At 72.7% G+C, this 23,089-nt stretch carries 25 protein-coding genes; 20 read left to right on the plus strand and 5 right to left on the minus strand.

What is annotated here, in order from left to right; all coding sequences use genetic code 11:
• Positions 1 to 11 precede the first annotated feature (11 nt).
• Complete coding sequence (locus BLV02_RS11425) at positions 12 to 683, minus strand: arsenate reductase/protein-tyrosine-phosphatase family protein (protein ID WP_069112733.1); 672 nt, start codon at positions 681 to 683, stop codon at positions 12 to 14.
• A gap of 50 nt (positions 684 to 733) precedes the next feature.
• On the opposite strand from BLV02_RS11425, the gene BLV02_RS11430 reads away from it, so the two are divergent.
• The 3 genes from BLV02_RS11430 to BLV02_RS11440 all read left to right on the plus strand — a co-directional run bounded on the left by BLV02_RS11430 (position 734) and on the right by BLV02_RS11440 (position 4,126).
• On the plus strand, positions 734 to 1,414 hold the full coding sequence (locus BLV02_RS11430; protein ID WP_069112732.1) for an aquaporin: 681 nt from the start codon (positions 734 to 736) through the stop codon (positions 1,412 to 1,414).
• An 11-nt stretch (positions 1,415 to 1,425) separates the two neighbouring features.
• Positions 1,426 to 2,835, plus strand: coding sequence for an FAD-dependent oxidoreductase (locus BLV02_RS11435; protein ID WP_069112731.1), 1,410 nt, complete (start codon positions 1,426 to 1,428; stop codon positions 2,833 to 2,835).
• Between the two features lie 568 nt (positions 2,836 to 3,403).
• Complete coding sequence (locus BLV02_RS11440) at positions 3,404 to 4,126, plus strand: TSUP family transporter (RefSeq protein WP_141711693.1); 723 nt, start codon at positions 3,404 to 3,406, stop codon at positions 4,124 to 4,126.
• Here the strand turns inward: BLV02_RS11440 and BLV02_RS11445 are convergent.
• A complete protein-coding gene (locus tag BLV02_RS11445; RefSeq protein ID WP_069112729.1) occupies positions 4,104 to 5,300 on the minus strand; it encodes an MFS transporter in 1,197 nt (398 codons plus the stop codon). The genes BLV02_RS11440 and BLV02_RS11445 overlap by 23 nt on opposite strands.
• Positions 5,297 to 6,376 carry a flavin-containing monooxygenase gene (locus tag BLV02_RS11450; protein WP_069112728.1) on the minus strand — a complete coding sequence of 360 codons (1,080 nt, stop codon included), beginning with the start codon at positions 6,374 to 6,376 and terminating at the stop codon, positions 5,297 to 5,299. The genes BLV02_RS11445 and BLV02_RS11450 overlap by 4 nt, the downstream gene beginning before the upstream one ends.
• A 64-nt stretch (positions 6,377 to 6,440) precedes the next feature.
• On the opposite strand from BLV02_RS11450, the gene BLV02_RS11455 reads away from it, so the two are divergent.
• Positions 6,441 to 6,785 (plus strand): ArsR/SmtB family transcription factor, encoded by a 345-nt coding sequence (locus BLV02_RS11455; protein ID WP_216094339.1) that lies wholly within the window; start codon positions 6,441 to 6,443, stop codon positions 6,783 to 6,785.
• A gap of 86 nt (positions 6,786 to 6,871) precedes the next feature.
• Positions 6,872 to 7,867, plus strand: a complete 996-nt coding sequence (locus tag BLV02_RS11460) for an RNA polymerase subunit sigma-70 (RefSeq protein WP_069112727.1) — start codon at positions 6,872 to 6,874, stop codon at positions 7,865 to 7,867.
• Between the two features lie 63 nt (positions 7,868 to 7,930).
• Here BLV02_RS11460 and BLV02_RS11465 read toward each other — a convergent pair whose 3' ends face one another.
• Together BLV02_RS11465 and BLV02_RS11470 are read right to left on the minus strand one after the other, a co-directional pair.
• Positions 7,931 to 8,521 carry a dihydrofolate reductase family protein gene (locus BLV02_RS11465; protein ID WP_069112726.1) on the minus strand — a complete coding sequence of 197 codons (591 nt, stop codon included), beginning with the start codon at positions 8,519 to 8,521 and terminating at the stop codon, positions 7,931 to 7,933.
• Positions 8,522 to 8,591: 70 nt separating this feature from the next.
• The gene (locus tag BLV02_RS11470; protein WP_069112725.1) at positions 8,592 to 8,957 is read right to left on the minus strand and encodes an ArsR/SmtB family transcription factor; all 366 of its coding nucleotides are present in this window, start codon (positions 8,955 to 8,957) and stop codon (positions 8,592 to 8,594) included.
• Between the two features lie 75 nt (positions 8,958 to 9,032).
• Here BLV02_RS11470 and BLV02_RS11475 point away from each other — a divergent pair, with 75 nt between their 5' ends.
• The 15 genes from BLV02_RS11475 (at position 9,033) to BLV02_RS11545 (ending at position 23,061) form a co-directional block, all read left to right on the plus strand.
• The gene (locus BLV02_RS11475) at positions 9,033 to 9,227 is read left to right on the plus strand and encodes a hypothetical protein (RefSeq protein WP_069112724.1); all 195 of its coding nucleotides are present in this window, start codon (positions 9,033 to 9,035) and stop codon (positions 9,225 to 9,227) included.
• A 201-nt stretch (positions 9,228 to 9,428) separates the two neighbouring features.
• A complete protein-coding gene (locus BLV02_RS11480; protein ID WP_171906797.1) occupies positions 9,429 to 10,241 on the plus strand; it encodes an NAD(P)-dependent oxidoreductase in 813 nt (270 codons plus the stop codon).
• A gap of 120 nt (positions 10,242 to 10,361) precedes the next feature.
• Positions 10,362 to 11,348, plus strand: coding sequence for an ABC transporter permease (locus BLV02_RS11485; protein WP_069112962.1), 987 nt, complete (start codon positions 10,362 to 10,364; stop codon positions 11,346 to 11,348).
• The gene (locus tag BLV02_RS11490; protein ID WP_083288855.1) at positions 11,345 to 12,262 is read left to right on the plus strand and encodes an ABC transporter permease; all 918 of its coding nucleotides are present in this window, start codon (positions 11,345 to 11,347) and stop codon (positions 12,260 to 12,262) included. The genes BLV02_RS11485 and BLV02_RS11490 overlap by 4 nt, the downstream gene beginning before the upstream one ends.
• A gap of 24 nt (positions 12,263 to 12,286) precedes the next feature.
• Complete coding sequence (locus BLV02_RS11495) at positions 12,287 to 13,264, plus strand: ABC transporter ATP-binding protein (RefSeq protein WP_069112722.1); 978 nt, start codon at positions 12,287 to 12,289, stop codon at positions 13,262 to 13,264.
• A complete protein-coding gene (locus BLV02_RS11500; RefSeq protein WP_069112721.1) occupies positions 13,261 to 14,310 on the plus strand; it encodes an ABC transporter ATP-binding protein in 1,050 nt (349 codons plus the stop codon). Before BLV02_RS11495 ends, BLV02_RS11500 begins: the two co-directional genes overlap by 4 nt.
• Positions 14,307 to 15,908, plus strand: a complete 1,602-nt coding sequence (locus tag BLV02_RS11505) for an ABC transporter substrate-binding protein (RefSeq protein ID WP_069112720.1) — start codon at positions 14,307 to 14,309, stop codon at positions 15,906 to 15,908. Before BLV02_RS11500 ends, BLV02_RS11505 begins: the two co-directional genes overlap by 4 nt.
• Before the next feature lie 53 nt (positions 15,909 to 15,961).
• Entirely contained in the window at positions 15,962 to 16,639 is a 678-nt protein-coding gene (locus BLV02_RS11510) for a GntR family transcriptional regulator (RefSeq protein ID WP_083288854.1), read from the plus strand.
• Positions 16,640 to 16,728: 89 nt separating this feature from the next.
• Positions 16,729 to 17,712 (plus strand): LLM class flavin-dependent oxidoreductase, encoded by a 984-nt coding sequence (locus tag BLV02_RS11515; protein WP_074946289.1) that lies wholly within the window; start codon positions 16,729 to 16,731, stop codon positions 17,710 to 17,712.
• Between the two features lie 42 nt (positions 17,713 to 17,754).
• Entirely contained in the window at positions 17,755 to 18,183 is a 429-nt protein-coding gene (locus BLV02_RS11520) for a DUF3830 family protein (RefSeq protein ID WP_171906796.1), read from the plus strand.
• The gene (locus tag BLV02_RS36475) at positions 18,180 to 18,590 is read left to right on the plus strand and encodes a DUF3830 family protein (RefSeq protein WP_069112717.1); all 411 of its coding nucleotides are present in this window, start codon (positions 18,180 to 18,182) and stop codon (positions 18,588 to 18,590) included. Before BLV02_RS11520 ends, BLV02_RS36475 begins: the two co-directional genes overlap by 4 nt.
• A 2-nt stretch (positions 18,591 to 18,592) precedes the next feature.
• A complete protein-coding gene (locus tag BLV02_RS11530) occupies positions 18,593 to 19,015 on the plus strand; it encodes a DUF3830 family protein (RefSeq protein ID WP_069112716.1) in 423 nt (140 codons plus the stop codon).
• A 12-nt stretch (positions 19,016 to 19,027) separates the two neighbouring features.
• Entirely contained in the window at positions 19,028 to 20,017 is a 990-nt protein-coding gene (locus tag BLV02_RS11535) for a TIGR03557 family F420-dependent LLM class oxidoreductase (RefSeq protein WP_069112715.1), read from the plus strand.
• Positions 20,018 to 20,020: 3 nt separating this feature from the next.
• Entirely contained in the window at positions 20,021 to 21,628 is a 1,608-nt protein-coding gene (locus BLV02_RS11540) for a thiamine pyrophosphate-binding protein (RefSeq protein ID WP_069112714.1), read from the plus strand.
• A 14-nt stretch (positions 21,629 to 21,642) separates the two neighbouring features.
• On the plus strand, positions 21,643 to 23,061 hold the full coding sequence (locus tag BLV02_RS11545; protein ID WP_069112713.1) for an aldehyde dehydrogenase family protein: 1,419 nt from the start codon (positions 21,643 to 21,645) through the stop codon (positions 23,059 to 23,061).
• Positions 23,062 to 23,089: the final 28 nt, after the last annotated feature.

Raw genomic sequence — 23,089 nt, forward strand, 5'->3', positions numbered from 1 at the left:
ACGGTCTCCTGTCAGGATGCGGCGAGTCGTGGGGCGAGGCCGCTCACGCGGCCGGCGAGTGCGGTGACGGTGGCGTCGAAGGCGTGGTCGGTGCCGGCGCGGACGGGGTCGGGGATGGACCAGTGCAGGCCGCCGCGGTCGCCGAGTTCCTCGTGCGCGTGGTCGCAGACGGTGATGACGAAGTCGTCGTCGGCGGCGACGTCGGCCAGGAGGCGGGGCCGGCGCGCGGGCAGCGGGAGGTGGTGCCGCCGGGCGGCGGCGACCGCACCCGGGTCGATCCGGTCCGCGGGATGGGTGCCGGCCGACGCGACGGGGATGCGGCTGGCCCGCCGCCAGAGCGCGGCGGCGAGCTGGGAGCGGGCGGAGTTGGCGGTGCAGACGAACACGACGCGGTGCGCCCTGCCGGCGGAGCCGGGGACGAGCCCGTCCAGCGCGCCCGGAGTGAGCCGTACGTAGCTGCGGCGGCGATCGGCCTCGGACCGGCCGCGGGTGAGCATGCCCACGGCCTCCAGAGCCTTGAGGTGGTGGGCGAGCAGGTTCGACGGCATCGCCAGCCGGGCCTGGAGCTCGCTGGGGGCGAGGTCGCCGAGGCTGAGCAGGTCGACGATGTGCAGCCGGGACGCGTCGGCCAGCGCCGCGTGTCTGGCGGCCCGCCGCTCCAGGTCTGTTCGCTCAGCGTTCATTGCCTCAATCTTGACTGAGCTATCTGGTCTCGTCAAGGATGGGGCCCGTGATGACGCGACGGCTGCTGGCCGAGTTCCTCGGCACCGGCCTGCTGGTGGCCGTGGTGGTCGGCTCCGGGATCGCCGCCCAGCGGCTCTCGCCCGGCGACACGGGGCTGCAACTGCTGCAGAACAGCACCGCGACAGTGCTGGGGCTGGCGGTGCTGATCCTGCTGTTCGGGCCGGTGTCCGGGGCGCATTTCAACCCGGTGGTGTCGCTGGCTGACTGGTGGCTGGGGCGCCGTTCGGGTGGCGGGCTGTCCGGCGGCGAGCTGGTGGCCTACGTGGTCGCGCAGTGCGCCGGGGGTGTCGGCGGGGCGCTGCTGGCCAACGTCATGTTCTCCGTCGACGCCGGGCTGGCGGCGACCGAACGCGCCGGGACCGGGCTGCTGGTCGGTGAGGTGGTGGCGACGGCCGGGCTGGTGCTGTTGATCTTCGCGCTCGTCCGAACCGGCCGGGCCGCGTTGTGCGCGCCCGCGGTCGGCGCCTACATCGGGGCGGCGTACTGGTTCACCAGCTCCACGTCGTTCGCCAACCCGGCCGTCGCCGCCGGGCGGATGTTCTCCGACACGTTCGCGGGCATCGCGCCGTCCTCGGTGCCGGCGTTCGTCGGCGCTCAGCTGGCCGGCGCCGCCGTCGGCGTCCTGCTCGTCCTCGTGTTGTATCCCGCGCCCACACCCGTTCGCATCTGAGAGGAACGCTCGTGCACATCGTCGCCGTCGGCGGCAGCGACGCCGGCATCTCCGCCGCGTTGCGCGCCCGCGAGCTGGACCCGTCGGCCGAGGTCACCGTGGTGGTGGCCGATGCCTATCCGAACTTCTCCATCTGCGGCATCCCGTACTACATCTCCGGCGAGGTCGGGCACTGGTCGAACCTGGCCCACCGCACCCACGCCGACCTCGAGGCCACCGGGATGCGGCTGCGGCTGGACACGCTCGCCACCGGCATCGACGTCGACGGGCGGCGGCTCGCGCTGCGCGAGCCGGACGGCGCGGAGACGACCCTCGAGTACGACGAGCTGGTCGTCGGCACCGGCGCGCTGCCGGTGCGCCCGCCGATCACCGGCCTGGACGAGCTGGGCGCGGCCGACGGTGTGCATGTGCTGCACTCCATGGGCGACACCTTCGCGCTGGAGCAGAGCCTGGACCGCATCCGGCCGTCCACCGCGCTGATCGTGGGCGCCGGCTACGTCGGGCTGGAGATGGCCGAGGGCCTGACCACGCGCGGGGTCGCCGTCACCCAGGTCGAGATGCTGCCCGAGGTGTTGCCCACCGTCGACCCGTCCCTCGGTGCGCTGGTGCACGCCGAGCTGGACCGGCACGGCGTCACCGTCCACACGGAGTCGACGGTCACCGCGATCTCGCGCGAGCCGTCGGGCCTGCACGTCGACGGCGCTGGTCCCGGCGGTGAACCGCTCGGCTGGGACGTCGACCTCGTCCTCGTCGTGGTGGGGGTGCGGCCGGACACCGACCTGCTGGTCGCCGCCGGAGCACGGACCGGGCCGCGCGGCGCCGTCGTCGTCGACGAGTCCATGGCCACCGGCCTACCGCACGTCTGGGCCGCCGGCGACTGCGTCGTCACCCACCACCGTCAGCTCGGCGTCACCTACCTGCCGCTGGGCACGACCGCGCACAAGCAGGGCCGGGTCGCCGGCGAGAACGCCCTCGGCGGCGCGGCCCGGTTCGCCGGCAGCCTCGGCACCCAAGTCGTCAAGGTCTTCGACCTGGTCGCGGCCCGCACCGGCCTGCGCGAGCACGAGGCCACCGCGGCCGGGTTCGCCCCCGCCAGCAGCACGGCCACGCCGGACGACCACAAGGCCTACTATCCGGGCGCGCAGCCCATCACCATTCGCCTCACCGGCGACGCCGGCACCGGCCTGCTGCTCGGCGCCCAGCTGGTCGGACCCCGCGGCACCGAGACCGCCAAACGGGTCGACACCTACGCCACCGCCCTGTTCCACGCCATGACCGTCGACGGCTTCAGCGAGCTCGACCTGTCGTACACCCCGCCACTCGGCTCGCCCTGGGACGCGACGCAGCTGGCCACGCAGGCCTGGGGCCGCGAACACCTCCTGCCTGGGCAGGTGGCAGCGCTGTCGTCAGCTGAGCGGTGACCCCGAAGATCTGGTCGGCGAGCCGTTGCGCCTGATCCTGGTCGAGGATCTCGCCGCGGATCTCCGCGTGCTGGTCGGCCCAGGTTCGTGCGGCCGCGTGCCGAGGGCGTCGATCGCGCACATCGCGTCGAGATCGTGCCGGCCGGCGAGCGCACGAGGGGTGGTCAGCGCCTCGGTCACATCGTCAGTCTCGTCGGCACCCGCCTGGACGAGCGCGGCCACGGTCTCGGCGCCGCGCGGGAAATGACCGGGCCATCCGTTGCCACGTGCAGCAGGGTGCGTGACATGCCGGTCGCGGAGCCCAGCCGGTCCGTCGCCAGGCCAGGATGCTCGACGAGCAGCTGCCGCGACCGCGACCCGGATCACGCGTGTCCACGTAGGCCCTGGCCACATCCTGCCGTCAGCGCGTGCGACCGGCCAGGCATCCGTCCCACCGCGTTCTTACGATGTGCGGGTGGGACCCACGGGGGAGACCGGGCCGACGGTGGGCGGCGGCGCGCGGGCCGGGTGGCATCGTCAGGCGGCGGCCGGGTTCGGGGCCGGTGCCGTTGTCGGCCTCGTCGGCGGGATGATCGGGCTCGGTGGCGCCGAGTTCCGGTTGCCGCTCCTGATCGGGGTGTTCGGGTTCGCCGCGCTGGCCGCTGTCATCCTGAACAAGGCGATGAGCCTGATCGTCGTGCTCACGGCGATTCCGGCGCGCCTGGCCGCGGTGCCGCTGGAGGACCTGTCTCCGCACTGGGATGTCGTGGTCAACCTGCTCGTCGGCAGCGTCGCCGGGGCCTGGCTGGGGGCCACGTGGGCGACGCGGATGCGCACGGCCACGCTCTACAGGGTCCTGGCCGTGCTGCTCGTGGTCATCGCCGGGGCGCTGGTCGTCAACCACGTCGGGCCGGCTGACGGACTCGATCTCCCGGCGGCGCCGACGGCGGTCATCGGTGTGATCGCGGGCGTCGGGATCGGCATCGTCGCCGCCCTCATGGGGGTGGCCGGCGGCGAGCTGCTCATCCCCACGATCGTGGTGCTCTACGGAGTGGACATCAAGATCGCTGGAAGTCTGTCGTTGGCCGTGTCGCTGCCGACGATGCTGGTGGCGTTCGCCCGCTACAGCCGCGACCGCAGTTTCGTCGTGCTGCGCGAGCAGTTCCGGTTCGTCGTCGTCATGGCTTCGGGCTCCATCGTGGGCGCCGTCGTCGGCGGCCTGCTCCTGGGCATCGTGTCCGACCTGGTCCTGATCCCCGTGCTCGTCGCACTGCTCCTGCTGTCCGCGCTCAAGGTCTGGCGGCACCGTTGATCGTCGCCGTGCCGATCGCGACGACGGCGGCGGCGACGGCGATGGCGGTGAGCACGGCGAACATGGCCGGGGAGGAGCCGACGGCGGCGGCGATGGCGCTGCCGGCCCAAGGGGCGACGGCCATGGCGATGGTGGTGGGGGCGTTCAGGATGCCGTACAGGGTGCCGAAGCCGGCGATGCCCCACCGGTCGCTGACGGCGGTGGACTGCAGCAGGGTGAACGCGCCGCGCGCCACGCCGAGGACGATGCTGGCGGCGACGAGCGCGGCGGCGGGTCCGGGCAGCAGGCCGACGGCGGCGACGGTGGCCGCGACGGCGGTCAGGATGAGGACGGACCGGACGCGCGGCGTGGTGCGGCGCGACAGCGGCGCGTAACCGATGCGGCCGAGCAGCTGCCCCGCGCCGGACAGGCCGAGCGCCCAGGCGGCCAGCGTCATCGACAGGCCGCGGCCGGTGAGCAGCGGGATGAGGTGGATCGTCGCGGCGAACATCGCGAACGCGGTCAGCGCCGAGGCGATGGTGAGGCACACGAAAGGACGGCTGGTCGCGACGGCGCGGACGTGGCCGTCGCGCAGCCGGGTGTGTGCCGCGTGGTCGGCGGCCGGCCAGGGCGCGGTCAGGCCGAACGCGTGGCCCGGGATGGCGGTGGTGACCGCCAGCAGGACGGCGAGCGCGACGTAGGTCTGCCGCCAGGACAGGTGGTCGAGGAGGGCGGCGGTGGCCGGGGCGAAGATCGTGCTGGACAGGCCCGCGACCAGGGTCAGGACGGTCAGTGCGCGGACGCGGGCAGGCCCGTACCAGCGGGTGAGCGCGGTGAACGCGGGCGCGTAGAGCGTCCCGGCCTGGGCGATGCCGGCGATCACCCAGGCGGCGGCGAACCAGCCGACGCCCGGTGCGGCGGCGACGGCGAGGGTCGCGGCGACGCCGATGACCGAGCCGAGCGTCATCACCCAGCGTGGGCCGTGCCGGTCGATGATCCGGCCGACGGCGATGCCGGCGACGGCCGCGACGAGCAGCGCCGCCGAGAACGCCGCCGTCGTCGACGACTCGGACCAGCCGGTGCCGGCGGTGATGGCCGGCAGCGCGACCGGGAACGAGTAGTAGAGGACGCCCCAGCCGACGATCTGCGTCAGGCACAGCGCGGCCAGGGCGCCGGTCGGGTGGGCAGGTCTCACAGGCCGATGATCGCGTGTGCCCCCTGGACGTGTGCGGCCAGTGGCTGTACGACGTGGTCGGCGTCGCGGCTGACCCCGCGCAGGGTGTTGGACGAGAACGAGCGCTGGAACTCCAGGCCCAGGTAGACGAGGCCGGGGTGCGTGGTGGAGATGCCCTCGGCGTGCCGCGGCAGGCCGTGCTCGTCCAGCGCGCCGAGCGGTGCCAGGTAGGCGAGGTCCGGCCGATAGCCGGTGGCGAAGACGACGGCGTCGACCCTCTCGCGCTCGCCGTCCGCCCAGACGACGCAGTCGCCGTCGAAGGCGGTGAACATCGCCCGGCGGTCGATGCGGCCGGACTCGATGCCCTCGCGGTAGCGGCCGGTGTCGAGCACGAGCGGCTTGCGCACGAGGTGGCGCAGCCAGGCCGCCGGCAGGTGGTCGAAGCGGGTGACCTCGAGCCAGTGGTGCAGGTCGCGGCCGCGGATCACCTGGGGGAGGAACGAGATCGGCGCGAGCGTGGCCAGCGTCAGGTCGGCGACGCCGGCGAGCTCGTCGGCGAGCTGGACGCCGGAGTTGCCGCCGCCGACCACGACGACTCGCTTGTCCGCGTACGGGGCGGGGTCGCGGTAGCCGGTGACGTGCAGCAGTTCGCCCGTGAACGTCTCCTGCCCGGGCAGGCTCGGGAGGGCGGGGTTGCCGAACGACCCCGACGCGGCCACGACGCCCGCGGCCGGGACGGCGTCGCCGCCGGCGGTGTGCACGACGAACCCGGGACCGTCGGCCTCGACACCGCTGACCCGGGTGTGGGTGCGAATGTCGACGCCGAGGTGCTGGGCGTAGCGGTCGAGGTAGCCGGCGACCTCGTCGCGGGTGGGGTAGCGGCCGGGGTCGCCGTCCATCGGGAAGCCGGGCATGGCGCTGTAGCGGGCGGGGGAGAACAGCCGCAGGCTGTCGTAGTAGCGCGGCCAGGACCCGGCCGGCCGGTCGCTCGCCTCCAGGACGACGGGCTGCAGGCCGGCGTCGCGGACGGCGCGGGCGGCGGCGAGGCCGGACTGGCCGGCGCCGATGACGATCACGGGGTGTGTTGGGGTGGTCACGCCGCAAACATATCGTCGAATCGCGATATGTCAAAGTGGCGATACGTTGCGTATGCTCGACGGCGTGAGCGAGGTCGTCGAGGCGGGGGAGCGCAGGTCGTTGCCGCTGGTGACGGACGACCTCGTCGAGCTCGGCGACGCCACGCTCGAGTTCCTCAAGGCGCTGGCCAGCCCGGCTCGGCAGAAGATCCTGCTGCTGTTCGCCCGCGGCGCCGAACTGTCCGTGGGGCAGATCGCCGAGCTCGCCGGCATCGGCCAGTCGACCGCGTCGGAGCAGCTCAAGCTCCTGCGGCGCGGCGGCATCGTCACCTCGCGCCGCGACGGCAAGACCGTCTACTACCGCGCCGACAAGGACGGCATGGCGCGGGCGCTCGCGGACCTGCAGCACTACCTCGAGGTCTGCTGCTGACCCTCAGCGGCTGCGCCGATCAGAAATCCGCCGCCACGTCGTCAGTTCCTGGTAGCCCCCTCGCACCGGTGGAAGGATTGACGACCATGACCGACGCTCGACCCCTGGGCGCTGACGAGGCCACGTTCATCGACGTGGTCCGCTCGGGCGATACGGCGCGGTTCGCGCTCATCACGGAGCGCCACCGGCGTGAGCTGCAGGTGCACTGCTACCGCATGCTCGCGAACTACGAGGACGCCCAGGACATGACGCAGGAGACGTTCCTGCGGGCGTGGAACAAGCGCGACTCGTACAAGGGCCACGCGGCGCTGCGGACCTGGCTGTACCGGATCGCGACGAACGCCTGCCTCGACTTCCTGGAGAAGCGCAACAACCGCACGCCCGTGCCGTCCGGGCTGCCGGACTCCGGCTCCGAGGTGCTGTACCTGCAGCCGTACCCCGACCGGATGCTCCCCGAGGACCCGCAGGAATCGGTGGTGGCGCGGGAGACGATCGAGCTGGCGTTCATCGTCGCCGTCCAGCACCTGCCGCCGCGGCAGCGGGCGGTGTTCATCCTGCGCGACGTCCTCGGCTGGCCGGCGTCGAAGGCGGCCGACGCCCTCGAGCTGACCGTCGCCTCGGTGACCAGCGCACTGCAGCGGGCGCGCGTGACGATGCGCGAGCAGCTGCCCGACCGCCTCGACTGGCGCAGCCCCGAGCTGTCGAACGACGAGCGCGGCGTGGTGAAGTCGTACATCGACGCCCATGAGCGCAACGACCTCGACGGGCTGACGTCCCTGCTGCGCGACGACCTGCGCTTCGCGATGCTGCCCGATCCGGGCACCGTGACCACGACGGCCGAGGACGCGGTGGACGGCTGGGTCTCCGGTGGGCTCTTCGGGCCGGGCCACGACGACTGGCGCGGCATCGCCACGACGGTCAACCGCATGCCGGCCGCCGCGCTGTACCTGCGCACCCCCGGCGACCCGGAGTACCGGCTGTTCGCCATCGCGGCCCTGCACATCGCCGACGGCAAGATCGCCGAGCTCACCGGATTCGACGCCGCCGACAAGCCCTGGCTGGACCTGCCGCCGACACTGTGACCACACCGGTCACCGCGCCCGGGGCAGGTCCCTGGCTTCACGAGCCGATCGCCAGGCCCGTGCTCATCGCCTCGTCTCGTATCGGGTCAGCACCACGCCGCCGGAGAACGTCCGGTTCTCCACCAGGGTCAGCTTCACCCAGCTGTCCAGCGCGGTGAAGAACGGCGTGCCGCCGCCGACCAGGACCGGATGGGTGACGATCGCGTACTCGTCGATCAGCCCGGCCCGCATGGCCGCACCGGCGAGCGTGGCGCCGACGATGTCCATGGGGCCGCCGTCCTCGGCCTTGAGCCGGGCGATCTCGGTGACCGCGTCGCCGGTGACCAGGCGGGCGTTCCAGGCGACCTCGTCGATGGTCGAGGAGAACACCACCTTCGGCATATCCCGCCAGCGGCGGGCGAACTCGATCTCCGCCGGTGTGGCGCCGGGCTGCTGGTCGGCGGTCGGCCAGTGGGGACTCATCGCCTCCCACAGCTTGCGCCCGTACAGCGCCAGGCTCGTCGCCGCCACCCGGTCGGACCACCACTGGAACAGCTCGTCGCTCGCCGACGAGTCCGGTCCCTCACCCTCACCCCCGCTCCAGCCCAGGTCGTCGCCGGGCGCGGCGACGTAGCCGTCCAGGGTCACGTTCATGGCAAAGGTCAGTTTCCGCATGGCGTCAGCCTCCTGTGAGTCGATCTCACACGTACTGACGGACGCGGCGCGACAACCTGATCGGTGCGCGTCACCGACCCAGCGCCAGGGCGTCGCGGATGGCGGTCAGACGCTCGGGGATGACGCGGTAGTAGACCCAGGTGCCGCGGCGGTCGCCGGTGATCAGCCCGGCGTCGCGCAGCAGTTTCAGGTGGTGGCTGGTCGTGGCGGCCGTCTTGCCGATGCTGGCCGAGAAGTCGCAGGCGCACACCTCGTCGGCGTTGAGCAGCATCGACAGGATCTTCACCCGTGCGGGGTCGGCCAGCGCCTTGAACGCGCCCGCGAGCAGCGACGCGTCGTCGTCGCTCATGGCCGAGCTCGGGGTGCAGCAGTCGTTGAGCACCGGCAGCGCGCGGGTGCTCGCCGGTGCGGCGGGGGTGATGGTCGGTGTGGTCATCGTCGCTCCAGACTACCCGCTGTTTCCATATTCTTCGAATCAATGATTAGATGAACATCGAAACAAGGAGGCGTCATGGATCCGTACCTGCCCGAGACGATGGCCGCCGAGCGCCGGCGCGACCTGCTCGCCGAGGCCGCTCGCCGGCGGCTCGTCGCGGTGGCGACGTGCTGCCGCGGCAGCGCCCTGGGCCGCTCGGTGTCGCGGGTGCGCGACGCGTGGGCCGCGCGGTCCGCTCGTCGCGGCGCCGCCTGCTGCGCGACGGCCTGACCACCTGTCAACGAGCGCGCGAGGGGAGGTGACAACGATGGACTGCTGCGACGACCAGACCGTGGACTGCTGCGACTCCGGCTGTTGCTGAACCGCGGACGAGTCAGGCGGCGCGCCGGGCGCGCCGCCTGAACGCCTTCCCTTGTGTACCTCGGTATGCGATGGTGTCCGCCACGTCCAGGGTGTGGCGGAAGGGGCCTCATGGAACTCGCGCATGACGTCGTCCGAATGGGGTTCGTCGGCCTGGGGGAGGCGGCCGGCGCGATCGCCGCCGGCCTGCCCGCCGCGGCGGTGCACGTGTACGCGTTCGACGCCAGGGCCGACGACGCGAGGGTGCGCGAGCGCGCCGCGGCGGGCGGCGTCACGCTGGTGCGCACGCCGGCGGACCTGGCGGCGCGATGCGACGTCGTCATCGGCCTCACCAGTGGTTCGACCGCCGTGACGGTGGCGGAGGAGCTGGCCGGAGCGCTGCAGCCCGGGCACGTCTACGCCGACTGGAACTCGGCCAGCCCGGACACCAAGCGGCGGGTGGCCGCGGTGGTCGAGCCGAGCGGCGCCCGGTTTGCCGACGGCGCCGTCATGGCGGCGGTACCCGCGCACGGCCACCGGGTGCCGGTGCTGCTCAGCGGCGGCGGGGCGGACGAGCTGCTCCGCCGTTGTGCGGGCCTGGGAATGAACCTGCGGGTCATCGGCGCCGAGCCGGGTCAGGCGGCGGCCGTGAAGATGCTGCGCAGCCTGATCGTCAAGGGTCTGGAATCGCTCGTGGTGGAGTGCGCCGTGGCGGCCGGCCACTACGGGGTCGCCGACGAGGTGCTGCGGTCGCTGGACGGTACGCCGGACACGTCGGACTGGGGCGCGCTGTCGGCCTACGTGCACGCCCGGGTCCGCGAGCACGGCGCCCGCCGGGCGTCCGAGCTGGACGAGGTGGCGCGGACGGTGTCGGCCGCCGGGCTCGAGCCGTGGCTCGCCGAGGCGGCGGCACGCCGGATGCGGTGGGTCGCAGAGACCTCTTGACGCGTCAGCGAAGCAGCCGTACGCTGCCGCATACTTCGGTATGCAATGGTCTACGGAGCGGCGCAGCGAGGACGCGCTCGCCGGCCGGGATCCCCACCGTCAGGCGAGAGCGAGGTGTTCATGCTCCGCTTCACCGCACGCCGGCTCCTGCACGCGGTCCCGCTGCTCTTCGGCGTCGTGACGCTGATGTTCTTCCTGCTCCAGCTCGCGCCCGGAGACCCCATCCAGGCGCTCATCGGCGACTACCCGGCCACGCCGGAGTACATCGCCCAGGTCACCGAGGCCTACGGCCTGGACCAGCCGCTGCTGGTGCGGTACTGGGAGTACCTGCAGCAGATCTTCACGCTCAACCTCGGCGAGTCGCTGGCCGGCCGGGTCCCGGTGGCCGACCTCATCGCCGACCGGCTCGGCAACACGCTCATCCTGACCATCACCGCGATGACGTTCGCCGCGATCGTCGGCGTGGCCGTGGGCGTCTGGGCCGGTGTCTCCCGCTCCCGCGCGCTCGACCACCTGGTCACCGGCGTCGCCGTCGGCTCGCTCTCGATCCCGATGTTCTGGCTCGGCCAGATGCTGGTGCTGGTCTTCGCGATCAAGCTGTCGGTGCTGCCGTCGCAGGGCATGTACTCGACGCGGTCGACCGCCGAGGGCCTGGACCGGTTGCCGGACCTGCTCACGCACCTGCTGCTGCCGGCCCTGGTGCTGGCGATGCGTGAGATCGGCGTCGTGGCGCGCATCGTGCGGACCAGCGTGCACGACGTCCTGACGCTGCCGTACGTGGAGACCGCGCGGGCCAAGGGCTTCAGCCGGGCGACGATCATCCGCCGGCACGTCGTGCGCAACTCGCTGCTGCCGGCGGTGACCGTCATCGGCTACAACTTCGGCTTCGTCCTGGCCGGGTCGGTGCTGGTCGAGACGGTGTTCGGCTGGCCGGGCATGGGCCAGCTGCTCTACGAGTCGATCCGCAACCGCGACAACGCGGTGACCATCGGCATCGTCCTGCTCATCGCGGTCGCGGTGGTCGTGGTGAACCTCATCACCGATCTGGTCTACGGCCTCGTCGACCCGCGGATCCGGGTCGGCGCCGGCGCGGGAGGTCGCGCATGAACGTCGAACTGCTGCCCGCCACGCCGCCGGGCGTGGCACCTCCCGGACGGCGGTGGCGGACGGGCCGGCGCCGTCCGCCGGCTCCGGGCGGACGCCAGGCGCTGCGACGCTTCCTCGGTCACCCGCCGGCCGTCGCCGGACTGGTGGTCCTGGCCGCCGTCGCGCTGGTCGCCATCGGCGCGGACTGGATCGCGCCCTACGACCCGCAGGCGGTCTCGCAGTCGCTGCTCCAGCCGCCCAGCGGCGAGCACCTGCTGGGCACCGACACCGTCGGCCGCGACATCCTGTCCCAGATCATCCACGGCGGCCGCGTCTCGCTGATCGTCGCGCTGGTGACCGGGCTGGGCACGCTGGTGATCGGCTCGCTGGTCGGCGCCGTCGCCGGCTTCTACGGCGGCCGGGTCGACGCCGTCCTGATGCGCGTCGCCGAGGTCTTCCAGGTGATCCCGAGCTTCGCGCTTGCACTGATCATCGTCGCCGTGCTCGGCGCGAACCTCGCCTACATCTGCGCCGCCCTGGTGATGGCGCTGTGGCCGCAGATGGCCAGGCTGGTGCGCGGCGAGGTCCTGCGGATCATGACGACGGACATGGTGGCCGCCGCGCGGACGGTGGGCCATTCGAACCGGCGGATCATCATGTCCGACGTCCTGCCCAACGCGCTGCCGCCGCTGATCGTGCAGGCGACCATCGACCTGGGCAGCGCGATCCTGCTGCAGGCCGGGCTGGCGTTCCTCGGCCTCGGCGACCCGAGCAACCTCAGCTGGGGCGACATCCTCCAGCAGGCCCAGCGCGACCTCTCCGCGTGGTGGATGAGCGTTCCGGCCGGTGTCGTGATCTTCCTCGTCGTGCTCGCCGCCAACTTCGTCGGTGACGGGCTGAACCGCGCGCTGCGGCCGACGAGCAGCCACCTCTGACCCTTCGACGAGACGGAGCCGGCGATGAGCACGGGACTTGCGGTCCGCGACTTCTCGGTCGCGCTGAAGACGCCGGCCGGGGTGATCCGGCCGGTCGACGAGGTGAGCATCGACGTGCGGCCGTCCCAGCGCGTCGCACTGGTGGGTGAGAGCGGCTGCGGCAAGTCGATGACGCTGCGCGGCATCCTGCGGTTCATCCCGCCGTCGGTGCTGGACGGCGTCAGCGGCGAGGCGAGCTACGACGGGGTGGACCTCGCGCAACTGGACGACCGCCGGTTGCGCGACTACCGCGGCCGGCGCATCGCGATGGTCTTCCAGGACGCGCTGGCCCGGCTGAACCCCACGATGACGGTCGGCGCGCAGGTCGAGGAGGTGCTCGCCGGCAAGGACCGGCGCGGGCGAGAAGCCCAGGTGACGGCGCTGTTCCGCTCGGTCGGGCTGGACAGCTCGCGCGCGTTCCGCCGGCGCTACCCGCACGAGCTCAGCGGCGGCATGCGCCAGCGCGTGCTGATCGCGATCGCCCTGGCCGGCGACCCCGAGCTGCTGGTGGCCGACGAGCCCACGACGGCGCTCGACGTCACCGTCCAGGCGCAGATCCTCGACACCATCACCGACGTGGTGCGCGAGCGCGGCATGGCGCTGCTGGTGGTGACGCACGACCTCGGCGTGGTCTCGGAGACCTGCGAGTTCGTGTACGTCATGTACGCCGGGCAGATCGTGGAGTCGGGTCCGGTCGACGCCGTCTTCGCCGCCCCCGGCCACCCCTACACGCAGGGGCTGCTCGCATGCGTCCTCGACGTCGACGACCCGGTCGAGCAGCGGGTGCGCACCATCCCCGGCGTGGTCCCGCCGCCGGGCAGCATCACGACGGGCTGCCGGTTCCGGTCGCGCTGCCCCGCCGCCCACGACCGGTGCGCCGACGACCCGCCGGTCGTGCGCCTGGGCGACGACCGGACCGCCCGCTGCTGGCTGGCCGCCGAGACCGCCGGGGAGGCGTCGTGACCGACGAACCCGTGCTCAGCCTGTCCGGCGTGAGCAAGCGCTACGGCGTCCGCCGCGGCATCCTGTCCCGCGGGCCCGGCCAGGCCCTCGCCGTCGACGGTGTCGACCTGCAGCTGCACCGTGCCCGGATGCTCGGGCTGGTGGGGGAGAGCGGGTGCGGCAAGAGCACGACCGCGCGGATGGCGCTCGGCCTGCTGCAACCCGACAGCGGCACGGTGGCGCTGCACGGCCGGCCGATCGACCAGCTGAGCCGCCGCGACTACCGGCGCGCGTTCCGGCCGAAGGTGCAGGCGGTCTTCCAGGACCCCGGCTCGGCGCTCAACCCCCGCAAGACCGTCTTCGAGACGCTGCACAGCGCGATGGCGCTGTACGGCCGCACGTCACGCGCGTCGGCGCAGGACGACGTGGCCCGGCTGCTCGACCAGGTGGGCCTGCAGCCGGGGCGCCAGTTCCTGGCCCGGCGCCCGCACGAGCTCAGCGGAGGGCAGCTCCAGCGGGTCGGCATCGCCCGCGCGCTGGCGGTCGAGCCCGACGTGATCATCGCCGACGAGCCGGTCTCCGCGCTGGACGTGTCCATCCGCGGGCAGATCCTCAACCTGCTCGCCGACATCCGGGCCGAACGCGGCATCAGCGTCCTGCTGATCACCCACGACCTGTCGGTGGTCGCGTCGACCGCCCAGGACGTCGCGGTCATGTACCTCGGCCGCATCGTCGAGCAGGGGCCGACGGAGCGGGTCTTCCAGTCGCCCCGGCATCCGTACACCCAGGCCCTGCTGGCCGCCACGCCGCGGATCAGGCGGGGCGGCTCCACGCCGTCCCGTCGCACGCTCTCCGGCGACCCGCCGTCGGCGCTCGCTCCGCCGAGCGGCTGCCGGTTCCACCCGCGCTGCCCGTCCGCCATGGACGTCTGCGCGCGGGTCGATCCCCCGTTGCTGCCCGTCCCGCACCACGGACTGGCGGCGTGTCATCTGCTGTCCGAGCCTGCGGTCCCGCCGCCGGCCCATGACCGCCGCACCGTCGGTGCGGCAGAAAGCGACAGATCATGACCATCACGTTCGCGCGGCGGGCCGGCATCGTGCCGGCCATCGCGGCCGCGGCGCTGCTGCTGGCCTCCTGCGGCGGCTCCGACACCGACGCCACCGGTGGTGGCGGCGGTGAGACCACGTTCGTCACCGGGCTGGCCAGCCAGCCGGAGATGCTGGTGCGCAGCTTCACCTCCGACGCGCTCACGGCCACCGTCGGCCTGGCCGTCGGCGAGGGCCTGGTGCGCACGACGAAGGACAAGGACGTCGTGCCGGCGCTGGCGGAGAGCTGGGACATCTCCGACGACGGCCTGACGTACACCTTCCACCTCCGCCAGGGCGTCACCTGGCACGACGGCGAGCCGTTCAGCTCGGCCGACGTCCTCTTCAGCTTCCAGGAGGTGCTGCCGCTGTCGCCGACCGGCGCGGTGCTGACCAGCACCATCTCCTCCGTCGCGGCACCCGACGAGGCGACCGTCGTCGTCACGCTGAAGCAGCCGCTGGCGCCGCTGCTGCTGGCGCTGGGCCCACAGGACTTCAGCATCCAGCCCGAGCACATCTACGCCGGCACCGACCTGCTGACCAACCCGAACAACCGCGCCCCGGTGGGCACCGGTCCCTTCGTCTTCGACAGCTGGAGCGGCGACACCATCACGCTGACCGCCAACCCGGACTACTGGGACGGCGCACCGGCCGTCGACCGGCTGGTGTACAAGGTGATCCCGGACAGCAACTCGCGCGCCAACGCCCTGGTGAACGGCGAGATCGACTACATCAACAAGTTCGACGTCGACGACACCATCGTCAAGGCCCTCGAGGGCAACGACGAGATCACGCTGCAGAACGGCCGGGTGTCGGCGACGTTCATGACGATGTGGCTCAACCAGAACGAGGAGCCGCTGAACGACCCGGAGGTGCGCAAGGCGCTGTTCATGGCGCTGGACCGCGAGCTGATGTCGAAGTCGGCCGACCCGGAGTTCACCGAGCCGGCGGCGGGGTCGTTCCCGACCGGGCTCTGGGCGACCGACACCGGGATCGACTACCTCGACGCCTACGGCTACGACCCCGACGCGGCCGCCGCGCTGCTGGACCAGGCGGGCTACCCCGAACAGGGCGACGGCACCCGGTTCAGCGTCAGGCTCCGCTATGTGGCGACCCAGCCGTACACGCAGGCGCTGGCCGCGATCATCGCGGACAACTGGCGGGCCATCGGGGTGGAGACCGAGCCCACCCAGGACGAGGCGACGGTGAACAGCGACGCGCTCTTCGTCCAGCAGGACTTCGGCACCAACCTGCTCTCGCTCGACACACGCCCGGACCCGGAGTTCGGCATCGGGAGGGTCTACAAGTGCAACCCGGACAAGCTGGCGTTCAACAACCCGACCGGCTACTGCAACGAGGAGCTCGACGCGCTCTTCGCCGAGGCCGCCCGCACCCAGGACCAGGCGGCCCGGGCCGAGATCTACGGCCAGGCCCAGGAGATCATCGCCGCGGACCTGCCGGCGCTCACGCTGCTGCAGGCCGATCAGCCCGACGCCATCCGCTCGAGCTTCGGCGGCATCGACGAGTTCCTGTCCGGGGCGCTCTCCGGCGACCTCACCTGGAGCGCGCTGGAGCCGTGACGATCAGGCAAGATCGGCTACTCTCGAATGCTCATCCTGAGAAAGGCACTCCGATGGTCACGGTCCCCAGCGACGATCAGCGACGATTCCCGCCGCCGGACCGCCGGCCGAACCCGTACGAGAAGATCAGGCAGGCCATCCTGTCCGGCGAACTGGAGCCGGGACAGCCACTGGTCGAGGCCACGCTGGCCGAATGGTGCCAGGTCAGCCGAACGCCGGTGCGCGAGGCGCTGACCCGCCTGGAGCAGGACGGCCTGATCCGCCGCGGCGACCGCGGCCTGGTGGTGCGGGAGAGCAGCCCCGAGGAGATCCTCGACATCTACGAGACCCGCATCGTGCTGGAGGCCACGGCGGCCCGGTTCGCCGCCGACCGCCGCAACCAGAACGACCTCCTGCTGATGCGCCGGATGATCCCGCGCATGGCCACGCTCGCCGACGCCGACGCCACCACCAAGGCGGCCGTCAACGCCGACTTCCACCGGCTGGTCTGGCGGGCCAGCCACAACGGCTCGCTCATCGACCTCCTCGGGCGGCTGAGCATGCACCTGGGCCGGTACCCGGCGACGACGCTGGCCTATCCGGGCCGGTGGGAGACCTCCAATCGCGAGCACGAGCAGCTGGTCGACGCCATCGAGGCACGCAACGGCGAGCTCGCCGCCGAGCTGGCGGGGCAGCACTTCACCGCTGCCCGGGACATCCGGCTGAAGCTCTGGGAGACCGATCTGAGCTAGGCCGCATGGCGCGCGCCCGGCGGGTCTGGACGTCGTTGCGCGCGACGGTATACGTTGGGATGCAATCGTAGACACGGAGGTTCGAGCGCATGCGTTTCGGAGCAGCCATACCGAACTGTCGCGAAGGGAAGGTCTATCCGCCCGGGTTCACGACGCCCGAGGTGCTCACCGACATCGCGGTGACCGCCGAGGCGAGCGGGTTCGACTCGCTCTGGGCCAACGACCTGCAGTCCACCTTCGACGAGGCGTTGTCGGGCCGGGCCCGCGCGACGCCGAACTTCTTCGAGGCCCAGACGACGCTGGCGTTCCTGGCCGCTCGCACCGAGCGGATCCGGTTCGTCACGTCGGCCGTCACGGTGCCGTTGCGCGACCCGATCCTGCTGGCCAAGCAGGTGGCCACGCTCGACGTGCTGTCCGGCGGGCGGTACGCGCTCGGTCTCGGGCTCGGCGGGAAGCGCACCGAGCTCGACCGCCTGCGCGGCCGGTTCAGCTCGTCGATCAACCGCGGGCGCTGGCTGGAGGAGTCGCTGGAGCTGCTGGAGAAGCTGCTCACCGAGCAGGTCGTCGACCACGACGGCGAGTACTTCAGCGTGCAGGGCGCGGAGGTCTTCCCGAAGCCGGTGCAGCGCCCGTTCCCGCTGTACATGACCGGCGCCGGCGACGAGATGCTGCGCCGCACCGCCCGGTGGGGCGCCGGCTGGATCCACATGCACATCACGCCGGAGCAGCTGACCGAGCGGATCCAGGCGCTGCACGCCGCGTGCGCGCAGGTCGACCGCGACCCGGCCGAGATCGAGGTCAGCCTGCAGTTCGACGTGCTCGTCGCGCCGACCCGCGCACAGGCGCAGGAGCGGTGGGAGAACTCCCTGGCCCGGGGTCTGGGCGCGGCCCGTGGCCGGTCCGCCGAGACGTCGTACATCGTCGGGTCGCCGGACGACGTCGCCGCACGGCTGCGCGAGTACGAGCGGGCCGGCATGCGCCACGTCGGGCTGATCCCGAGTGGGAACACCCCCGAGCAGGTGCTCGAGCAGATCCAGCTGCTCGGGAAGGAGGTCATCGCGCAGTTCGCGTAACGCCTCCGGCACACACGCATCGAGACGACCGATGGGATGGGAATGAAGAGGATCGAAGTCCGGGTGGGCGACGCCGCGGCGCGCTACACCCTGCTCGAGGACGCGCCGAAGACGGCCGACGCCTTCTGGGAGTCGCTGCCGATCGAGGGCACCATCACGCACGCCCGGTGGGCCGGGTCGGCGGTGTGGGTGAAGACGCCGAACCAGCCGATCGCCGCCCTCGACGACATCGAGCTGCCGGTGACGTCGATCTACCCGGGCACCATCGTGGTGCGGCCGAACCCGCGTGGCGTCGCCGAGCTGTTCATGTCGTACGGCGTCGCCGAGTCGCGCGGCCCGGTGGGCCGCACCTACGCCACGCCGGTCGCCGAGCTGGACGGCGACGGCGCCGACCTGCTGGCCGCCTTCGGCGCCACCTGGCAGGGCGGTTCCACCGAGGTGTCGATCACCCGAGCGGAGGACGCGTCGTGACGAAGCTGCGCATCACGGTCGACGGCGTCACCGCCGTGGCCGAGCTGAAGGACGCCGCCGCGCCGAACGGCGTCGCCGCGGTCCTGGCGACGCTGCCCCTGCGGGCCCGGGTCGTGCACGCCAGCCGCAGCGGCAACTGCGCCGTCGTGCACGACGCCGCGCTGCGCGACGAGACGGCCGGCATCGAGGGCCAGGTCTCCATGTACTACCCGGGCATGGTCGCCTACGACCCCGTCCGCGGTTACCTGGTGTTCGCCTACGGCCAGGGCCAGGCGCGCAGCAACACCGGCACCCACTGGGTGACCTACCTGGGCGACGTCGTCGAGAACGCCGCCGGGCTCGCGGGCAAGCTCCAGGACACCCGCGACCGTGGAGCGCTGGACGTGCTGATCGAGCAGGGGGAGTGACGATGACGCAGAAGCGGATCAGGCTGGAGTCCGGCGGCGTGACCGCCGAGGCGCTGCTGCTGGAGGCCAATGCGCCGAAGGCCACCGCCGCCCTGTGGGAGATGCTGGCCGAGCCGATCGAGCGCAAGCTGATCTCGGCCAAGTGGTCCGGCGACGTCGGCGTGCTGCACCCGGGCGAGGGCCCGCTGCGCGAGGTCGCCGACCTGGAGAACCCGGTCACGTCGATCTACCCGGGCACGCTCGTGATGCGCCCGCGTGGCAGCGAGATCCTCATCGGCTACGGCGTCGGCGAGTACCGCTGGGCGGTCGGCGTCGACTACACGACCCGCCTGGCCAAGATCGTCACCAACCGGCCGGAGTTCCTGTCCGTCGTGGCTCGCACGGCCGACCAGGGCCCGTCGGCCATCGTCGTCGGCCGGGCCTGAGAGGAGCAGCGCATGGTCAAGTTCGCCTGGTTGTGCAGTCACGAGTCCTACCAGCCGGAGGAACTGGTCGAGCAGGCCGTCCTGGCCGAGCAGGCCGGGTTCGACACCGTCCTGGGATCGGACCACTTCCACCCGTGGGTCGACGACACGTCGGCCGCGGGGTTCGTGTGGAGCTGGCTGGGCACGGTGGCGGCCCGCACCGAGCGGGTCGAGCTCGGCACGTCCGTCACCTGCCCGCTGTTCCACTACCACCCGGGGGTGGTCGCGCAGGCCTCGGCCACCGTGCAGCGGCTCTCCGGCGGACGCCTGCTGCTGGGCGTCGGCAGCGGTGAGGCCATCAACGAGACGCCGCTGGGCTGGGAGTTCCCCGGCTACGGCGAGCGGATGGGCCGGATGCGCGAGGCGCTGGAGATCATCCGGCGGTTGCACGGCGGCGAGAAGCTGGACTTCGCCGGCGACTACTACACGACCACCACCGCCAAGCTCTACAGCCCGCCGACGTCCCCGGTGCCGACGCTGCTCGCGGCCGGTGGGCCGAAGTCGGCCGCGTTCGCCGGCGCCCACGCCGACGGCCTCATCACCAGCGTCAAGAACCCGCAGGACACCATCACCAAGGTCATCGAGCCGTTCCGGGCCGCGGCCGCCGAACGCGGCAACGCCAACCCGCGGATCCTCGCGACCCGGTGGACCGTCCTCGCCGGCGACGACGACGAGGCCTGGCGCGCGCTCGGCCCGATGCGCGGCTTGCGGGCGCCCGGCCGGCTGGAGGTGGCCGACCCGGCCGTGCTGCGCGAGCGGGCCGACGCGATGGACCGCGGCGAGGTGCTCGGCAGCTACACGGTCGTCCCCGACGCCGACGCGCTGGTCGAGGCGTACCGGCCGCTGGTCGAGCAGATCGACGCGGAGTGGGTGTCGATCCAGGTGGCCAGCAACGACCCGGTCGGCACCATCAAGCTCATCGGCGAGAACGTGCTGCCGCGGCTGCGCGAACTGGCGGCCTGACCGATGACGACCGAGGCGGCGAGCACCGCGGACGTGATGGCGGCCTACCTCGCCGAGGCCGGCACCGAGGCGATCTTCGCCTATCCCGGTGATCCGATCATCGAGTTCATGGAGCGCTCGCGGGTGCGCGGCATCGACGTCGTGCTGGCGCGGCGCGAGGGCACCGCGGGGTTCATGGCCGAGGCGTACGGCATGGTCACGGGCCGGCCCGGCGTCTGCCTGTCGACGCTGGGCCCGGGCTCCACCGCGCTGGTCAACGGCGTCGCGGCGGCCACCCTGGACCGCGTGCCGATGCTCGCGGTGTCGGGCCAGATCGAGTCGGCCCGGGAGCCGTTCTTCACCCACCAGGTGGTCGATCACCAGGCGCTGTTCGGGCCGGTCACCAAGTGGGCCGGTCGCATGGACGCCGGCGCCGTGGCCACCGTCATGCGCAAGGCGCTGCGCACGGCGACCGCCGAGCGGCCCGGCGCCGTGCACCTGACCGTCGGCTCGGACACGTTCAAGGCCACCGCGCGCGACGCCGAGGTGGCGGTGCCGCCGTTCGGCCCGGCCCGCGGGGGAGCCGGGGTGAGCGGTCCGGACCCGGCCCGGGTGCTCGCCGCTGCGCGGCGCCCGGTGCTGCTGGCCGGCATCGGCGCCGCGCGCTGCGAGGCCACGGAGCAGCTGCTCCGGCTGGCCGAGACCGCCGGGATGCCGGTGGTCGTGGCGCCGATGGCCAAGGGCGTCGTGCCGGAGGACTCGCCGATGTTCGCCGGCGTGCTGGACATGGCCTGCAACCAGGTGGTCTGGGACTTCCTCGGGTCGGCCGACCTGATCGTGGCGGCCGGGTTCGACCCGGTCGAGCTGATCAAGCCGTGGCGGCTGACCACCCCGGTGCTGCACGTCGACACCACGCCGAACACCGACCAGATCTACGCCGCCGCCACCGAGGTGGTCGGCGACATCGCGGCCGGGCTGGACCTGCTGGCCGACGGCTGGACCGGCGAGCCGCGGTGGACCGAGCGCGAGGTCAAGGAGCAGCGGACCCGGCTGCGCGACGCCTACTACGACGGGCGGGTGGACGGCCGGCTGAACCCGACCGACGTGGTCGACGTCGTGGCCGGGCGGCTGGCCGGCACGGCGATCGTCACCTCCGACGTCGGATCGCACAAGCTGCTGGTGGGGCAGGGGTGGCCGGCCACCCGGCCGCGCAGCGTGCTCATGACCAACGGTCTCTCGGCGATGGGCTTCGGCGTGCCGGCCGCCATCGCCGCGAAGCTGCTGCGCCCGGACCGGCCGGTGGCGGCGCTCGTCGGCGACGGCGGCTTCGCCATGGTCGCGACGGAGATGCGGCTGGCGGCGGCACTGGGGCTGCCGATCGTCGTGGTGGTGTTCGTCGACGGCAGCCTCAACCGCATCGAGCTCAAGCAGATGGCGGTCAGCTACCCCAGCGTCGCCACCCGCATCGAGGACACCGACCTCGTCCGGCTGGCCGAGGCGATGGGCTGCGACGGCGTCCGGGTGGAGTCGAGGGCGCAGCTCGACCGCGCTCTCGAGGGCGCCGCCGGGCTGACCCGCCCGCTGGTCGTCGAGGCCCGCATCGACCCGGCCCAGTACGCGTCGCAGTTCTGACACGGAGGAGAAGCATGAAGCAACTGCGCCCGTTCGTCGGCGGCGACTGGGCCGACGGCGACCACAGCGCCGTCGCCCGCGACACGTACACGCGCGAGCCGGTGGCCGAGGTGCACGCGCCCGGCCGCGAGCAGGTCGCGGCGGCCGTCCGGGCCGTCGCGGCCGCGCAGGCCGGGCCGTCGCTGTCGCCCTACGACCGCTACCGCATCCTCGCCCGCGCCGCCGAACTGGTGCTGGAACGGGCCGGCGAGCTGGTCGAGTCGATCGTCACCGACACCGGCTTCACCACGGTCGACGCCCGGCGCGAGGTCGAGCGCACGGCGCAGACCCTGCTGTTGTCGGGGGAGGAGGCCAAGCGGCTGCGCGGCGAGGTGGTGCCCATCGACGCCGACCCCGGCCGGCCCGCGCGGGTCGCGTTCACGGTGCGCCGCCCGGTCGGCGTCGTGTGCGCCATCACCCCGTTCAACTCGCCGCTCAACACCGTCGCGCACAAGATCGCGCCGGCGCTGGCGGCCGGGAACGGCGTCGTGCTGAAACCGGCCGAGGCGACGCCGCTCACCGCCGACCTGCTGCTGCGGGTGCTGCTCGACGCGGGGCTGCCGCCGGGCCTGATCAGCGTGCTGTACGGCGACGGCTCGACCGTGGGCCAGTGGCTGCTCGAGGACGACGTGCCGGCGTACTACGCGTTCACCGGCAGCACGGCGGTCGGCGAGCACATCCAGCGCACCATCGGCGTGCGCCGGGCCCAGCTCGAACTGGGCAGCCTGGCCAGCACCATCGTCTGCGAGGACGCCGACCTCGCGCGGGCGGCGCAGCTGTGCGTCAACGCCGCCTTCCGCAAGGCCGGCCAGGTCTGCACGTCGGTGCAGCGGCTCTACGTGCACGAGGCCGTCGCCGCCGACTTCACCGCGGCGCTGCTGGCCGCGCTGGACGGGCGGCCGGTCGGCGACCCGCGGCAGCCGGGCACGTTCATCGGCCCGCTCATCGACGAGCAGGCGGCGGAACGGGTCGAGAGCTGGGTGACGGCCGCGGCCGGCGACGGCGCCGAGGTCGTGACCGGCGGCACCCGCAGCGGCGCCGTCGTCCAGCCGACCGTGCTCACCGGCGTCGCGCCGGACATGAACGTCATGTGCCGCGAGATCTTCGGGCCGGTGGTGTCGATCCGGCCGTTCGCCGACGTCGACAAGGCGATCGACGAGGCCAACGACACCCCGTACGGCCTCGCGGCCGGCCTGTTCACGTCCGACATCGGGCGGGCGCTGCACGTCGCCGGCCGGCTGCGGGTCGGCACCGTGCACGTCAACGAGACCTCCAGCGCCCGCGTCGACCTCATGCCGTTCGGCGGCGTCAAGGCCAGCGGCTTCGGCCACGAAGGGCCGGCGTACGCCATCCGCGACATGACCGAGGAGACGTTGCTGACGCTCGGCCCGTGACGCCGCGCCCGCGCGTCAGTCCGTCCAC

It is taken from the genome of Jiangella alba, from assembly GCF_900106035.1.
Lineage (GTDB): Bacteria > Actinomycetota > Actinomycetes > Jiangellales > Jiangellaceae > Jiangella > Jiangella alba.

Excerpts from the sequence above, each read along its gene's own strand:
- BLV02_RS11425 (WP_069112733.1), bottom strand. The coding sequence starts at position 683 with ATGAACGCTGAGCGAACAGACCTGGAGCGGCGGGCCGCCAGACACGCG.
- BLV02_RS11430 (WP_069112732.1), top strand. The coding sequence starts at position 734 with ATGACGCGACGGCTGCTGGCCGAGTTCCTCGGCACCGGCCTGCTGGTG.
- BLV02_RS11440 (WP_141711693.1), top strand. The coding sequence starts at position 3,404 with ATGATCGGGCTCGGTGGCGCCGAGTTCCGGTTGCCGCTCCTGATCGGG.
- BLV02_RS11460 (WP_069112727.1), top strand. The coding sequence starts at position 6,872 with ATGACCGACGCTCGACCCCTGGGCGCTGACGAGGCCACGTTCATCGAC.
- BLV02_RS11465 (WP_069112726.1), bottom strand. The coding sequence starts at position 8,521 with ATGCGGAAACTGACCTTTGCCATGAACGTGACCCTGGACGGCTACGTC.
- BLV02_RS11470 (WP_069112725.1), bottom strand. The coding sequence starts at position 8,957 with ATGACCACACCGACCATCACCCCCGCCGCACCGGCGAGCACCCGCGCG.
- BLV02_RS11475 (WP_069112724.1), top strand. The coding sequence starts at position 9,033 with ATGGATCCGTACCTGCCCGAGACGATGGCCGCCGAGCGCCGGCGCGAC.
- BLV02_RS11480 (WP_171906797.1), top strand. The coding sequence starts at position 9,429 with ATGGAACTCGCGCATGACGTCGTCCGAATGGGGTTCGTCGGCCTGGGG.
- BLV02_RS11485 (WP_069112962.1), top strand. The coding sequence starts at position 10,362 with ATGCTCCGCTTCACCGCACGCCGGCTCCTGCACGCGGTCCCGCTGCTC.
- BLV02_RS11490 (WP_083288855.1), top strand. The coding sequence starts at position 11,345 with ATGAACGTCGAACTGCTGCCCGCCACGCCGCCGGGCGTGGCACCTCCC.
- BLV02_RS11495 (WP_069112722.1), top strand. The coding sequence starts at position 12,287 with ATGAGCACGGGACTTGCGGTCCGCGACTTCTCGGTCGCGCTGAAGACG.
- BLV02_RS11505 (WP_069112720.1), top strand. The coding sequence starts at position 14,307 with ATGACCATCACGTTCGCGCGGCGGGCCGGCATCGTGCCGGCCATCGCG.
- BLV02_RS11510 (WP_083288854.1), top strand. The coding sequence starts at position 15,962 with ATGGTCACGGTCCCCAGCGACGATCAGCGACGATTCCCGCCGCCGGAC.
- BLV02_RS11515 (WP_074946289.1), top strand. The coding sequence starts at position 16,729 with ATGCGTTTCGGAGCAGCCATACCGAACTGTCGCGAAGGGAAGGTCTAT.
- BLV02_RS11520 (WP_171906796.1), top strand. The coding sequence starts at position 17,755 with ATGAAGAGGATCGAAGTCCGGGTGGGCGACGCCGCGGCGCGCTACACC.
- BLV02_RS11530 (WP_069112716.1), top strand. The coding sequence starts at position 18,593 with ATGACGCAGAAGCGGATCAGGCTGGAGTCCGGCGGCGTGACCGCCGAG.
- BLV02_RS11535 (WP_069112715.1), top strand. The coding sequence starts at position 19,028 with ATGGTCAAGTTCGCCTGGTTGTGCAGTCACGAGTCCTACCAGCCGGAG.
- BLV02_RS11540 (WP_069112714.1), top strand. The coding sequence starts at position 20,021 with ATGACGACCGAGGCGGCGAGCACCGCGGACGTGATGGCGGCCTACCTC.
- BLV02_RS11545 (WP_069112713.1), top strand. The coding sequence starts at position 21,643 with ATGAAGCAACTGCGCCCGTTCGTCGGCGGCGACTGGGCCGACGGCGAC.